General features: G+C 48.3%; 13 protein-coding genes. All 13 read right to left on the bottom strand.

All coding sequences use genetic code 11. From position 1 onward, the window contains the following. Positions 1-125: 125 nt before the first annotated feature. The 13 genes from HRU77_05465 to HRU77_05525 all read right to left on the bottom strand — a co-directional run bounded on the left by HRU77_05465 (position 126) and on the right by HRU77_05525 (position 14,536). Positions 126-359: a succinate dehydrogenase assembly factor 2 gene (locus HRU77_05465; GenBank protein QOJ20192.1), complete on the bottom strand. Its 234-nt coding sequence runs from the start codon at positions 357-359 to the stop codon at positions 126-128. Continuing rightward, positions 356-1,051: a succinate dehydrogenase iron-sulfur subunit gene (locus HRU77_05470; GenBank protein QOJ20193.1), complete on the bottom strand. Its 696-nt coding sequence runs from the start codon at positions 1,049-1,051 to the stop codon at positions 356-358. Before HRU77_05470 ends, HRU77_05465 begins: the two co-directional genes overlap by 4 nt. Positions 1,052-1,364: 313 nt before the next feature. Then, positions 1,365-1,655, bottom strand: coding sequence for a hypothetical protein (locus tag HRU77_05475; protein ID QOJ20194.1), 291 nt, complete (start codon positions 1,653-1,655; stop codon positions 1,365-1,367). Between the two features lie 197 nt (positions 1,656-1,852). After that, a complete protein-coding gene (locus HRU77_05480; GenBank protein ID QOJ20195.1) occupies positions 1,853-2,353 on the bottom strand; it encodes a hypothetical protein in 501 nt (166 codons plus the stop codon). A 5-nt stretch (positions 2,354-2,358) separates the two neighbouring features. Continuing rightward, entirely contained in the window at positions 2,359-2,763 is a 405-nt protein-coding gene (locus HRU77_05485; protein ID QOJ22072.1) for a L,D-transpeptidase, read from the bottom strand. Next, positions 2,664-3,155, bottom strand: a complete 492-nt coding sequence (locus HRU77_05490; protein QOJ20196.1) for a hypothetical protein — start codon at positions 3,153-3,155, stop codon at positions 2,664-2,666. The genes HRU77_05485 and HRU77_05490 overlap by 100 nt, the downstream gene beginning before the upstream one ends. A 100-nt stretch (positions 3,156-3,255) precedes the next feature. Continuing rightward, on the bottom strand, positions 3,256-3,738 hold the full coding sequence (locus HRU77_05495) for a hypothetical protein (protein QOJ20197.1): 483 nt from the start codon (positions 3,736-3,738) through the stop codon (positions 3,256-3,258). Further along, positions 3,735-7,631 carry an RHS repeat protein gene (locus HRU77_05500; protein QOJ20198.1) on the bottom strand — a complete coding sequence of 1,299 codons (3,897 nt, stop codon included), beginning with the start codon at positions 7,629-7,631 and terminating at the stop codon, positions 3,735-3,737. Before HRU77_05500 ends, HRU77_05495 begins: the two co-directional genes overlap by 4 nt. A 791-nt stretch (positions 7,632-8,422) precedes the next feature. Continuing rightward, on the bottom strand, positions 8,423-9,142 hold the full coding sequence (locus HRU77_05505; GenBank protein ID QOJ20199.1) for a DUF2971 domain-containing protein: 720 nt from the start codon (positions 9,140-9,142) through the stop codon (positions 8,423-8,425). Positions 9,143-9,338: 196 nt separating this feature from the next. Then, positions 9,339-9,995 carry a peroxiredoxin gene (locus tag HRU77_05510; protein QOJ20200.1) on the bottom strand — a complete coding sequence of 219 codons (657 nt, stop codon included), beginning with the start codon at positions 9,993-9,995 and terminating at the stop codon, positions 9,339-9,341. A gap of 760 nt (positions 9,996-10,755) precedes the next feature. After that, a complete protein-coding gene (locus HRU77_05515; GenBank protein QOJ20201.1) occupies positions 10,756-11,568 on the bottom strand; it encodes a transposase family protein in 813 nt (270 codons plus the stop codon). 147 nt (positions 11,569-11,715) lie between these two features. Beyond that, positions 11,716-13,131: a threonine synthase gene (locus HRU77_05520; protein QOJ22073.1), complete on the bottom strand. Its 1,416-nt coding sequence runs from the start codon at positions 13,129-13,131 to the stop codon at positions 11,716-11,718. A 91-nt stretch (positions 13,132-13,222) separates the two neighbouring features. Continuing rightward, on the bottom strand, positions 13,223-14,536 hold the full coding sequence (locus HRU77_05525; GenBank protein QOJ20202.1) for a homoserine dehydrogenase: 1,314 nt from the start codon (positions 14,534-14,536) through the stop codon (positions 13,223-13,225). Positions 14,537-14,807 lie beyond the last annotated feature (271 nt).

A 14,807-nucleotide genomic window follows, 5' to 3' on the forward strand; every position in this document is an offset into this window, starting at 1 on the left:
CTACTACGCTCGGTCATGCCACGTTGAAATCAGATTCAAAATGCTCATTTACCTTTTGTAAACTGCGCATTTTCGCCTGAATCCGCCTTGCCTGATCATCGCTCGCTACTTTTTTCAGGGCTTCCCTAACTCTTTTTCAGCAATTCCAGTACCGTTTGCAAGCTGCGATCGTCAAGAGTTTTTCTTTCCGAGATCAAATCCCACAAATCATTATCTGGCAACGACAGCAATCGTTCAAATTGTTCCAGCCCCTGCTGATCCAATTGCACGTAATATTGATCCATGAAACGCTGCAACACGATATCCAATTCGAGCAAACCGCGCCGGCAGCGCCAGCGCGCACGTTCGAATTCCTTCATACCATCCGTTTGACCATCATGTCCTTGATTTTGCCGATTGCTTTGGTCGGATTCAAGCCTTTCGGGCAGGCATCGACGCAATTCATGATGGAATGGCAGCGAAACAACCGGTAAGGATCTTCCAGATTATCCAGACGCTCGGCGGTCGCCTGATCGCGGCTATCGGCCAGAAACCGGTACGCTTGCAGCAACCCCGCCGGACCGACGAATTTATCCGGGTTCCACCAGAACGAGGGGCATGCCGTCGTACAGCACGCGCATAAAATGCACTCGTATACACCGTCCAGCGCCGCACGCTCTTCCGGCGACTGCAATCGCTCGGTTTCCGGCGGTGGGTCATTGTTGATCAAATAAGGTTTGATCGAGTGGTATTGCTGGAAAAACTGCGTCATGTCGACGATCAGATCGCGAATAACCGGCAGCCCCGGCAACGGACGGATCTCCACCGGTTCTTTCAGATCGCGCAATGGTGTAATGCATGACAATCCATTGCGCCCGTTGATATTCATCGCATCCGAGCCGCATACACCTTCGCGGCAAGAACGGCGCAAACTCAGACTGTCATCGACCGATTTGATGCGCAGCAACGCATCCAGCAGCATTTTATCGGTCGGCGCCAGCTGGATGTCGTAATCCTGCATGTAAGGCTTGTCATCTTTATCGGGATCGTAGCGGTAAATCGAAAACTTCATAGACTGGCTCCGGCTGGTTGAATGATGGATTCAAGTCAAAAATAATTTCGAATGGCATGAAGTATACAGATTTGAAACCAGATTGACATCGTTTGGTTGAAATTGTGAATCGCAAGACAGATCAGTGAAATGCCGCCCACCGCCCCCACTTCCGCAAACCTCGCTACTTCAAGATGTTATCAAGCTTAAGCAGCTTGCTTACCGAGTTATTTCTATTCAGCTAACGAGACAGATTGCTTTAAAAGATGCAGCGAGTTTTCCAACGATGTTATTACGTAAATCCTAGATGTTACAAGCTTATCCAAGCTACTTGCTATGGTGCGAATCCACGAGCCTGCCAAATTATTAGCATTGCAATCAGCTCAATGAGCCACTGTTGACCAATGATAAATATGACCACTGTTCCCAGCCGCAACAAAAGTTTTCCTGGATTATCTATGATAATCAGAGCACTAACTACGACGTGCATCAAAGCGAGAATACTCAGTAGTTGCAAATTATTTAAATAACCAATATACCAAAATAATTTTTCAACCAGAATGGTGCTCAAAGCAATAAACACACTTACTGCGAGTAATGTAAATGGATTTCTTGGAATTCTCATGGACTAAAAATCAAATTAGCTCCGATCAAAAATAATATCGTATCGACTTCAGTTTCAAGTTTTGACGGTACCGGTCATTTTCGAACTTAACAGCCCGTTTTTGATGATGCATTGATACAGAACGTTTTATTTACAATGTGTGGAAATTCTTGAATCTGGATGACGCAAGTTAGGATACTTGCTTTCCCAATACAGGATCACGGCACTAACTCTATCGAACGCAAATATTTTTCAGTACGAAACTCATTAAAGTCGATGCTATCCACATCTGTCTCATAAAAGAACTTAAGATTACGATCATTGATTTCTTTCAATTCAAAATAATCGGCTCCATGTGGATAAGATAAATTGATATTCATGGGACCAATGAGCATTCGTAAGGATGGTTGCTTATGAACACATGTAGCTTCATAAATTCCAGGTCTTCCGTAAATTGGACCGGATGAAAATACTAGAGACTTTTCGTTTATCCATAAGAAACCGGTAACATCATCTGCCACATGGGTCAATTTTCCATTAATGCTTTGAACTGATAGTTGCAGAAAACCACCTTGTGTAGACACTGTTAATACTGCTGTGCACATCTTCCCAGGAGATGGATAAGTACCTTGTTCCTTCAATGCCGTTGCTGCCATAGAACAGGTAATAATGGAAAACAAAAAAATAAAACCTGAAACTACTCGATAACCGATAGCCATAATTTCTAACGAATTTCGATAGTGGTCATAGGATCGTTGATGGTGCGCTGGTACAAATCAAGAATATCTGCATCATTCATTCGAATGCATCCTTCTGTGCGAGACTGATAGCTACGACGCCCTCCATGTAAACCGATACCACGTTGGCGTGCGACGTCTGCACGGTTACCTCGTGCATTAACTGCCCCTATAGGCCAGAAGTAAGGTCCATACCTAATATCCCCGGAAGTATTTATCGGTAACTGAACAGGCCAGGTGCCTGCCGGAGCAGGGCCATTACTTCCTATTTTATTGGGATCACCTGATGGATTTATCGTGTTATTTCCAGCTGCATAAGTAACGATCTGACCATTTTTGAAAGTAACTGATATTGTGTATTGTTGTCCCGATCTACTAGAGCCGTTGACAATCCTGAGTAATCAACAAAACCCAGCGGATTGTGCCCCACATACCCCCAAACATTCACCCCACCTGCTAGACCAATCGGGTCCGGTGAAATATACCGCCCGGTCTCCGGTTCATAATAGCGGAAATAGTTGTAGTGCAGATTGGTTTCCTTATCGAAATACTGCCCGGGGAATCTTGGATGGTATTCAAATAATTGACCGTTGCCGCCCGGATCTTCGTTGGGCAGGTTGGCGCCGAAGGCATGGGTGTTGTCCCAGCGCCAGACGGTAGTGTTGCTCGTGTCCACGATCACCCGCGGGGTGTTGAGGTGGTCGGCGTGGATGTAATACACCTGAATTTCACTGATAGCAGCGGGTTTCGTGATTACCGCAACCGGAATGTTGCCCAGCCACATGGTTTCCTGTCTGACTAGACAATCATCGGTTGGCGTGGTTGTTATGCATTGTTCCGGTATTCCCCGATCAAGTATTCGATGAAATCATCCTTTGTTGCTTTCATCGAATGACATCATCAAGATGTACACGGACAGCCGATCTTATACCTTCATCATACCTAATATGGAACACCGTTAGTTTTTCGATTGACATAAGCTCTCTCAATCGACATTCGACAAGCTGCTTACCCCCCCGTTTCGGACACTCTTCATTAATTAAATAGCGTATTTCGCTTTGTATTTCTTCATCCTCTCGCGCATTTTCCTGCCATTCCTTCAAATAAATGTATGAAGAAATATAAACAAAATAACCGAGCACTAGCCGCTCTAGATCTTTTTCATTTAAAGAAGTCGAAAATTTCAGCAAATCGCATGTATTATCCGGGCAATATTGCACTGACCAATTGAGATCTTCTCGCGTAATATTAACAGGCCCTTCCGTTATCGTTGCCAAAAACATCCTTATCTCCATTGTCTCTGCATCGGCCAACTCTAAGGTTAAAATACTTAAAACTATCAATATTAATTCCCGTTGCCACTTCATTGAAATCTCCTGATCGGAATGAGAACACCCGGCAGAATCTTAGGTACACCATTACCAGGTTCGATTTGAAGATGCCAATGGTCTCTATTTGGAGTAGCGGGAAACATTTCGTATTGACCAGCAGTAAATCCACAATTAATTGCACATGCACCTACACTTTCATGTGTTAATCCTGGATTGAATTTTGCGCTTGCAATATCACAAGCCTGCCCCTTAGCATGATGAGAATTTTTGCTGTGACCAACAATTTCAGCGCCTCCTGTAATCAATAAATCCAAATTTTGATTTCCTGTTGATTTTCTGAGACATTCTTCCATACACTGTAATGCTATTAATGTGGCTCCGCTGACTGGCACCGTCCGAGGGGGAGGCGCGTTATAACGAATTAATCCATCAACATCCACAAACCCCAGCGGATTCTGCCCCACATACCCCCAAACATTCATTCCACCCGCAAGTCCAATCGGATCAGGCGAGATGTATCTTCCAGTCTCCGGTTCATAATAGCGGAAGTAGTTGTAGTGTAGGCCGGTTTCCTTATCGAAGTACTGCCCTGGGAATCTTGGGTGGTATTCAAATAATTGACCGTTACCGTCTGAGTCTTCGTTCGGCAGATTCGCGCCGAATGCATGGGTGTTGTCCCAGCGCCAGACCGGGGTGTTGCTTGGGTTCACGATCACCCGTGGGGTATTGAGGTGGTCGGCGTGGATGTAATACACCTGAATTTCACTGATAGCAGTGGGTTTCGTGATTACCGCAACCGGAATGTTGCCCAGCCACACGGTTTCCTGTTTGACCAGCCAGTCATCTGATTGCGCCGTGCTTGCATCGTCGCGGTACTCCCCAATCAATTGTCCGTTTGGGTCGTAGAAGAACAAAAGCTTCGGACTCAGCGGGCCGTTCTTGATGATACGCTGATCCAGGGCATTGTATTTGTAGGTGTGCGTCTTGGTACTTTTGACCGTAGCTACGAGTTTTCCGGCGGCACTCCAGGTGAAGGCCGTAGCGCCATCGCTCAGCGGATAACCGGCAGCATCGTAGGTATAGTTCTTCGCAACCGGTCCGGCCACGTTTGCCAGACGGTTGCTGGTTCCGGCGATGGCATAAGGATAAACCGTGCCACCGAATTGCGCTTGGGTACGGTTGCTGTTGGCGTCATACTCCCACAGTTTGAAGTCGTTGTTGTCCGACTGGCTGACCAAGCGGTCGAGCGCGTCGTAATCGTAGCTGCGGTTGTACAGCGGATTGGTATCGGTTGTTTGCGTGATGCGGCTGGCAGGATCGTAGGTCAGCGTACGAATGTCGTTGCCAACCGGATGAGTGCTGAGCCGTCCATCCAAGTCAAAGCTGCGGGTATATGCTTGGCCATTGCCCCATACCCAGCTCCTCGGTTCGCCGAGGGGATGATAAGTGATGTTATTCAACAGCACATTGCCATCGATACGAATCTCATTCGGACGCCCGTCGGCACCATAGCTGGTGGTGATTTGCGTGCCGGATGGGTACGTGGTTTGGCTTAAGCGGCCAAAGCTGTCGTACTGGTAACTCAATGTATGAATGTAGTTGATGGCCGCACCATTGCCGCTAACAATCTTGGCTGTTTGTATTTTTGTGAGTAAACGGCCGTGCTGATCGTAGCTGAAGCCAGTGGAACCAGATTCGTCGGTCATGCCGGTTAATCGGCCAATACCATTGGCGCCTGCATCGTAACTCCAGGTCAGCGCAATTGCCCCAGGCACACCGGGTATCGTGGCATGGTTGCGTTTGGCCGGGCGGTTTAAGGCATCCCAGGTATACGTATGTTTGACGCCGCGCGCGTCCAGCACGGTTTTGAGATTACCGGCACTGTCATAGGTATAGGTCGTAGTGCCGCGATCGACGGAGATTTCTTGCGTCACATCGCCGAAACCGTTGTAGCTATACGTGGTGGCGATATTGCGCGGATCGGCCAAGTAGGTGATTTGATCCAACGCATCGTGCATTTGCCGGGTCAAGCCGCTGGCTTGGTCGGTGGTTTCCGTCAGGCGGTTGCGCGCATCGAACTGGAAATTAACCGCGTGCAGCAGCGGGTTGGCGATTTGTTTCAGGTTGCCTTGCGCGTCGTATTGATATTGCGTGGTTTGATTCTGCGCGCCGATGTCTTTCCATAACCGGCTTAAGGCATCGAATTCGCGCTGTTGGGTTTTAGCCAGGTTATTGCCGGCATCGAACAGCTCTTCCTTCGTGCGGTTGCCCATCGCATCTAGCGTGTATTGAATGCGGTTACCCGAGTTATCGGCAATACCGGTCAGACGATGCGCAGAATCGTAGCTATAACTAAGAAAACTGCCGCCGGGAAAGGTTATTTTCTTGAGCTGTCCCGCGCCGTCGTACTGGTAGGCGGTGGTTTCCGCGCCCACCGTCCGGGTCAGCAGCCGCTGTCGGGTGTCGTAAGTCAATACCGTGGTCAAGCCGTTCGGATCGGCGATTTCTTCCGGCTGGCCGTGGGCGTTATAGCGAGTGAGTTGTGTCACATGACCAAGCGCGTTGGTGATGCTGGCAATCCGGCCGCGGCAACCCGGATGACCGCCGCTACAGGCGGCATCTGGCGGATAATAGTGGGTGGTGGTAACGTCCGCCACATCGGTGCGCGGGCCGTCTTCGGTTTTTTGCAGGATCACGCCGGGAATACTCGGGTGATAAACATAGCGGATACTCCGGACGCGTACGTCGTTGGTGACGGTGTCTTTGATTTGATGTTGGGTGACATTGCCGTACGTGTCGTAAACAAAACCGGTCTCGCGCCCGGCTTCGGCGATCTTGACCGGCAGGCGGTAGTTGGCATGCCACTCGGTGAGAATCTTGCGTTCGCTACTGCCGAGAGTCGGTATATAACCCAATAAATCGCCTGGGCAGCTACCGGCGCTACTCACGCCTTCAATCCGCCCGATTTCGAGGTTTCTGTCCAGATCGTAAGCATAGCAAGTCTTATTGCCGTTGAAGTCCGCCCGGCTAACAGCATTGCCGTTGGCATCGTAGCTGATGTGGCTCGATGCTGCGCTGCAACCGGAACCCGCCGGTTGTGATTGACCGGTACTTTTGGCGACACCGAGGATTGTTTGGAAGTTATGCGTGTATTGACTGCCCAGCGGATCGGTCACGAGCGTATAGCTGCCGTCGGTGCTATAACCCAACACATAGCGTTCCACTCCACCCGCATGCTCGGTCACCACTGCACGGCCTTGCGCATCGTAAGTGTAGGTAGCGAAACGCGCGCCGTTCTCGTCGGTGATGCCGGTCAACGCGTTCGGCAGACTGGCTCCACTGATGTAAGCCGGTTCGTTGTAGTGGTAGGTGCGGGTTTTGCCGTCGGGATAGGTGACTGAAGTCAAATTACCAACAGAATCATAAGCGTATTGAAAAATACCGCCAGCCGGGTCGGTCAGTGTTTTGATACGACCGGAACCATCATAAGTGAAACTCAAGGCGCGGCCAGTATCATCGGTTACTGCACTTAGTCTTCCATTGGCGTCGTACGATAGCGTTTGCGTGCGATTATTGCGGTTGGAGATGGCCAGCAATCTGCCTATGGTGTTGTATGTCTCGATTGTGTCGTCGACTGTTATCAACTGCCAGCCGTTGCCGGGGATTTGAACCAACCGGTCACCACCCGCCTGCTGATTTACCCAAGAGGAACCGGTAAACCGGAAATATGCTGATTTGCCGTCAGGTCGTGTGGCCGTGACAGTTTCCACATTGATAAATAGATTGCGATTAAAAGTGTGGCTCCAAGTAGCTCCTATTTGTGAACCGCCCGATAAGCCCTTAGCGTTGTAGTAGCGGGAAAAACTTAAACTACCGGAAGATGCAATATCGATTTCTTCTGCAAATTTGTTGCCAGTTGCGGAATTCACCGGATTACCGGTGCATGATCCTTCCTGCGGTTGGCCGGCATTGGCGGATATATCGGGAATGGTGTTAGGAACTTCACATATAGTTTCATTGGTAATTACAGTTACGGGATCACCAATATTACAAACTGGATAAACCCACTGTACCTGCATGAGATCAAAAATCGCATTGACTGGGGGGAATCGATATATTTTTACGTTACATGCATATCCTGATGCTGGACCTGAAGTTGGCCAGTTCGTGGTCCATATTTTTAAAACATCCGCATCACTTGAACCTGGCACAGCAAAGAATGGTCCACCTCGCCGTGTATTAACAATATATTCGCAAGCGGTTTGAGGATCTGATTTATAGATTGATGTGCCACCAATTATTATTATCGGCCCGCGCTCAAACCCAAAAACAAGAGAATTCTGAAATAAGAAACATAAGAAAAGAAAACCGATTCGATACTTTCCCCGATAAAACCATTCAACTCGTGTTATCACTGGATTATCCTCTTCCATTGAATATTACAAATCGCATTTCTAATACAACTATAGAAATTGCGGATAGCGGGCTATTTCAGTTTTCGCGAGGCGCTGAATGGCGTCACAATTGTTTTAAATTTTCACTTTTTATTCATTGCAATACTACGGAAAATCGAATGGAAGAAAACTTAAAATAAAAAGGATTTCTCCCTCTATTTTCGGCAGATCAATAGGTATAGGCTTCTTGGAAAGAAAAATAAAACGTAGATTTTTATGTTTCGCTGTTATAGCAAAGCATAGTCAGCGGAGAGTAAGTCCCGCCATCAAACCCTGAAGCAGCAAGCGGAAAACGATCGTACTCCGCTTACCGGATAGGCTTCACCGGCAATGATTTGAAACGACGATAAATCCAACTGGGCATCTTGAACCGGCAACGTATCGACCGCCAGCAATTCGCTCGCGATATCCGCAGGTTTTAAATCGCAGCGGACGCCGCGAATTAATCCGACCAGCTTCAACGCATCCACACCATACGATTCCAGGCTTAATGATTCAAAATAGACTTTTTTGCCTTTAGCATCGATCTGACAAAAATGATCGTTTAGGCGGCACATCATCCGAATCTCTTTTTCGTAACCCCAGCTTGAAAATTTTGTCGAGATTAATTGATTCAAATCGGAATCATCGAAACTGCCTCGCCGGATCGCGGCATCAACATCCAGCTTAAAGCGCTCAGGCTGATAATTGATGCGAATCGCTTGGTCATCCGGAATTTCAAACACCATCACCACACCGCGATGACCATCGGCGTAATGACTCCATAGCACCGGATCGTGATAACTCTCGCAAAAACAAATAACACCGTAACGTTCATTCGCCTGGTTCTTGAATGCTTCCAATTTGATCCGGGTATCAGTATCGGAAAAATCCGCAGCACAATATTCGAAGGGATCGTTCAGTTCATTGATGCGGGCAATTTTCAGGCGGCGGTCACGCAACGCTTTCAGCGCGAATCCAGATGAAGTGAAATGATAGGCAATCATTGATAATCGTTTGGGAAGTGATTTAAAGCTCCCCGGATTTGAGCAGGAAGTTAGAAAAAGAGAGATGGCGCTAATTATAAACTCAGTCTCATCGCCTGTTATCGCCTGTTGTTTCAAATCAATCCCGGAATGGCGCGAACATTCCGGAATATTGAGACCCAAGGTTTCTCGCAATGCTCCGAGAACAATCCATGAATCAAGGCTGTTTTACCTTGCGCAGGTACGGTTTCACTGTCTCCCAGCCTTGCGGATAAATTCTCTGTGCTTCTTCGTTGCTGACCGAAGGAACGATGATGACATCGTCGCCTTGCTTCCAGTTCACGGGGGTTGCGACTTTGTGTTTTGCAGTTAATTGCATCGAATCAATGACACGCAAAATCTCGTTGAAATTGCGGCCTGTCGTCATGGGATAAGTCATCATGAGCTTAATGTTTTTATCGGGGCCGATGATAAACACCGAACGAACGGTCGCATTCGTCACTGCCGTCCTCCCCTCCGCCGAACCGGTTTCGTCCGCCGGGAACATATTATAGAGTTTGGCCACATGCAAATCGGTATCGGCGATCACAGGGTAGCGGACGGCTGAACCGCCGACCTCTTCCACATCTTTCAGCCATTTCTCATGGTCGTTCAGCGGATCAATACTCAGTCCGATAATTTTAGTATTGCGCTTATCAAACTCCGCTTGGATGCTCGCCATATAGCCTAGCTCTGTCGTGCAAACAGGTGTGAAATCCTTGGGGTGGGAAAATAAAACCGCCCATTTATCTCCAATCCATTCGTGAAAATCAATCTTTCCGTGCGTGGTATCTACTTGAAAATTGGGTGCTTGATCATTGATGCGTAGTGACATGAATATCTCCTTGACTTGAATTTACCGCCATATTCTTGCATGGAATTAGCCTGATTGGGTATATCAATGGAAATGCAATTTTGTTTTATTGCATTTGTAAGAACATAGTCGTCAAGAAACCATGCACATACTTTTTTTATGAATCCAAAAATAGGGAGAGAGATTTCTAGTAATTTGATAGATTTTAAAGGTAAAGAACCAGAAAATGGCTCTGACTTAGAGGCTAAGCTTCATCACTTATTGTTTCAAATCAGCTCTCGAATAATGGTGGCTCATCATGGTTACTTGCTAATTTTGGCATTAACTTAAAAAACTGCTCACACCTTGACTGAACCTCGTTTATTGATTCGGTACGAAAATTCAGTATGCAGTCGCGTACATCCTTGAGAAACGCACTCAATAGCAGTTTTCTCCCAGAGTATTTTGCATGGCCATACTTTAAGAACTTTGGAGAATGGCGCTGCTGTTTTATGTGATCTCAACCTTTCTTCGATGTTAGTAGCAAATCCAAGTTTGAATCTACCCGGATCATGCTCAGGTTCGAGCTGAATCAAATAGAATACCCCACTAACATCCGGTTGCTGAGTTAAAGAAGTTTGGTCACTTTCTCTTTCTGTTTTAGATAGATAATCTTTTACTTTCTTATAATCATCAGTCGTGATGTAGGCAATTTTCTGTCCTCTTGCAGCGCTATTTTTCTCTTTTACTGTATCGATACCAAGACGACCTAATATCTTAAAAATATAAGCTGTAAGAAATCTCAGGGTTGTTTACAGAGAGGTTGATTGAAATAAGCGTTGAGTATTTCATAAGGGGTTGCGTTATACAAACTCTTATGGGGTTTGACGGTGTTGTAGAAGTTAATGAAACGGACAAGTTGAATACGTCGGTCAGCAGTGTCTTTAAAACAGAATTTGTTGTGCCACATGTCCATGAGCGTGCGGATCACGCGCTCAGCTTTCCCGTTGGTTTGAGGACGATTGACACGAGTAAACTTCTGACCGATACCGTGTTGCCTGCAAGCTTTGACAAAAGCATGATCGTCAGTTCCTTTAAATTCCGTGCCGTTATCGGAATAAGTGCAATCGATTTGATAAGGACATTGGGCAACAGTAGCGATGAGAAAGCAAGCGGCGCTGTATTGAGTTTTATCGGGGAAGATATCGGCATATAATTCCCTGGAGAAATCATCGATGGCCACAAACAGGTACTCGCGAGGTTCATTGGCAGACTGTCCTTTCAATAATGGAAGCCGCTTGGTATCGAGGTGAACGAGCTCGCCCGGATAAGATTTGTTATAGCGCTTCGCTTCACGCTTGAGACGTTCCTGGATGGTTTGCTCTACTTTAGCCAAACGTTTGAGGCCATACTGCAGTGTCTTGAAGCGCTGATTGGTACTGCTACGCGGAGTAAATTCCTGGAGTCTGGCTCGTTTCAGTACGTCATAAATCGTTGGCCGGCTGACGTGAAAGTATTCTGCCAGCTGAACTACCTTCCACAGCCGGGTTTGATACAGCCGCCAGATTTCCTGACGATCCAATAATGTTAAACGAGTGCGTTTGTGTATGTTCATCTACAGTATTCTCCTGAATACTGTAAACAACGCTAGAAATTCTTACATATAAGCCTTATGTCTATCCAGATTTTTAGCAGCATCAATTACAGAAATTATTTCATCATCCATCCGGCGAATTATGTTGAATTAAGCAAATTTGATTTATCAAGCAATCCTGCACTGCTCATCAATAAAATCTTTCACCGCCTGCACATCCGCATCCTTCACCACAAACCGCTGCGATAAATCTTCCAGGTTCTCAAAACCCGCCGGGCGTTCCGGTTCGCGTCCGATGGCTTCTTGAATGCTCTCGGCGAATTTCGCCGGTAGCGCGGTTTCAAGGCAAATCAGCGGCACGCCGGTTTCGCGGTGCGCTTGGCCGACTTTGAGGCCGTCGGCGGTATGGGTGTCGACCAGCACATGGTAGCGTTGGTAGATGTCTCGAATGGTACTGATACGCGCAGCGTGGTTGCTGCTGCCGGAGACGAAGCCATAGTCCTGGATTTTGCCGAATAGCGGGGTTTGCGATAAGTCGAAAGGTTTGCCTTGATCGACTGCCGACCATAGTTCCTTGACTTGTTGCGCGTTGCGGCCGGTCAGGTCGAAGATAAAGCGCTCGAAGTTGGAGGCTTTGGAAATATCCATCGACGGGCTGCTGGTGTGTTGGGTTTCCGTGGTGGTGCGCGGACGGTACACGCCGGTGCGGAAAAATTCGTCGAGCACGTCGTTTTCGTTGGTCGCCAGGATCAAATGTCTGATCGGTAGTCCCATCATACGCGCGACATGACCAGCGCAGATATTACCGAAATTGCCGGACGGCACCGCGAACGATACTTGCTCGTTGTTATTTTTGGTCGCAGCGAAATAGCCTTTGAAGTAATAAACCACTTGCGCGACGATGCGCGCCCAGTTGATCGAATTAACCGTACCGATTCGGTGCGCTTGTTTGAAAGCGTGGTCGTTGCTGACCGCTTTGACGATGTCCTGGCAGTCGTCGAACACGCCGCGAATGGCGATGTTGAAAATGTTTTTGTCTTGCAATGAGAACATTTGCGCAGTCTGGAAGCGGCTCATTTTTCCGAGCGGCGACAGCATGAACACACGGATGCCGCGCTTGCCGCGCATCGCGTATTCGGCGCTGGAGCCGGTATCGCCCGAGGTCGCGCCGAGAATGTTCAATTCGTCGCCGGTCTTGGCGAGTTGATACTGAAACAAATTGCCGAGCAACTGCATCGCGATGTCTTTGAACGCCAGTGTCGGGCCGTTCGACAATCCCAGGATATGCAGCCCCGGTTCCAGCGTTTTCAAAGGTGTGATATCCGCACTACCGAAAACTTCGGCAGTGTAGGTCTGATTGATGATGCTGCGTAGATCGTCCGCCGGAATGTCGTCGACAAAACGCGACAATATTTCGAACGCCAGCGCCGGGTAGCTCAAGCCGCGCCAGGCATTCAGTTCCGCTGCGGAAATTTGGGGATACGCTTCCGGTATCGCCAGTCCGCCATCCGGCGATAAGCCGCTCAACAGGATTTCAGAAAAGGATTTGGGCGGCATGCCGCCGCGGGTGGAAATATAACGCATGGTTTGTCTCTTCAGGTTATGCAGCAGCGAGAGGCCGGGGATACGGCAAACGCCATCGAAGCAGCTTGCCGTGTTGTCGCCGGATTTCACATTAATTATTCAATTCTTCGATACGCAAGCGGAATACTTTACCGGTGACCACCGGTAACGCCTCGATGCGGCTGATGGCTGCGTTGATGTTTTTCTCAACCGTCAAATGGGTCAACATGATGACGCTGACTTGATCGGATTCGTCGCTTGCCTCTTTTTGCAGCAACGCGCTGATCGAAATATTCTGCTCCGCGACGATGCGCGTGATTTCCGCCATCACGCCGGGTTTGTCGACAACTTGGATGCGCAGATAATACGAGGTCTCCACGTCTTCCATCGGAATGACTGGCGTGTCGCTGAGCAAATCCGGCTGGAACGACAGCGGTGGCACGCGGTGCATCGGATCGGCAGTTTGCAAGCGCGTGACGTCGACCAGATCGGCGATCACCGAACTCGCAGTCGGTTCCGCCCCGGCGCCGGCGCCGTAATACAATGTCGCGCCAACCGCATCGCCCTTGACGACGATGGCGTTCATCACGCCTTCGACGTTGGCAATCAACCTGCGCACCGGAATCAAGGTTGGGTGCACGCGTAATTCGATCCCTTTCTCAACGCGCTTGGTGATACCGAGCAGTTTAATGCGATACCCCAATTCTTCCGCGTAGCGGATGTCTTCACCGGTCAGCTTGGTAATGCCTTCGATATACACTTTGCTGAATTGCACCGGGATGCCGAACGCAATCGCCGACATCAACGTGATTTTGTGCGCCGCATCGATGCCTTCGATGTCATACGTCGGATCGGCTTCCGCATAGCCAAGTTTTTGCGCTTGCGCCAGTACCGTTTCAAACGGCAATCCTTTATCGCGCATTTCCGACAAAATGAAGTTTGACGTGCCGTTGATGATGCCGGCAATCCAGGTGATGCGATTGGCCGTCAGTCCTTCGCGCAGCGCTTTGATGATCGGAATACCACCGGCCACCGCCGCTTCAAAAGCGACAATCACACCTTTGGCGCGCGCTGCGGCGAAAATTTCGGTGCCGTGATTGGCCAGCAGTGCTTTATTCGCCGTCACGACATGCTTGCCGTTGGCGATTGCTTCCAGGATCAATTCCTTGGCAATGGTTTGTCCGCCGATCAACTCGACGACAATATCGATATCCGGATTCCGGGTCACTTCATGACCATCGGAAGTAACGATAACACCGGCATCGGCCAGGCTGCGCGCTCTTTCCTGATTGGTATCGGCAATCATTTTGATAACGATTTCCCGGCCCGCGCGGCGCGCGATTTCCTCGTGATTGCGTTTAAGAACGGTATACGTGCCTCCACCGACCGTGCCTACACCTAATAAGCCAACATGAATGGGTTTCATAAATTTTGGAATAAAAGCAAATTAATAAAGAATGACCGAGATTATATACGAGCGCGTCCTCAAGGAATACGCAGCCGGATTGATTCCGTAATTTTATGCGGCTGCTCCATCACTTAGGGGTATCCAGAAAAGGATAACAACAAGTAGCAAAAAGTGCAGTTCACGAGTAATCAATGAGCATTTCGAATCCCATTTCAACGCGGCATGAACGAATCCAGCCGTTTTCCAGAGCATGCTTAAATAATCTTCCAGCTTCAATAATCGTTGGTCA

Source organism: Gammaproteobacteria bacterium, assembly GCA_015709615.1.
Lineage (GTDB): Bacteria > Pseudomonadota > Gammaproteobacteria > Burkholderiales > Nitrosomonadaceae > Nitrosomonas.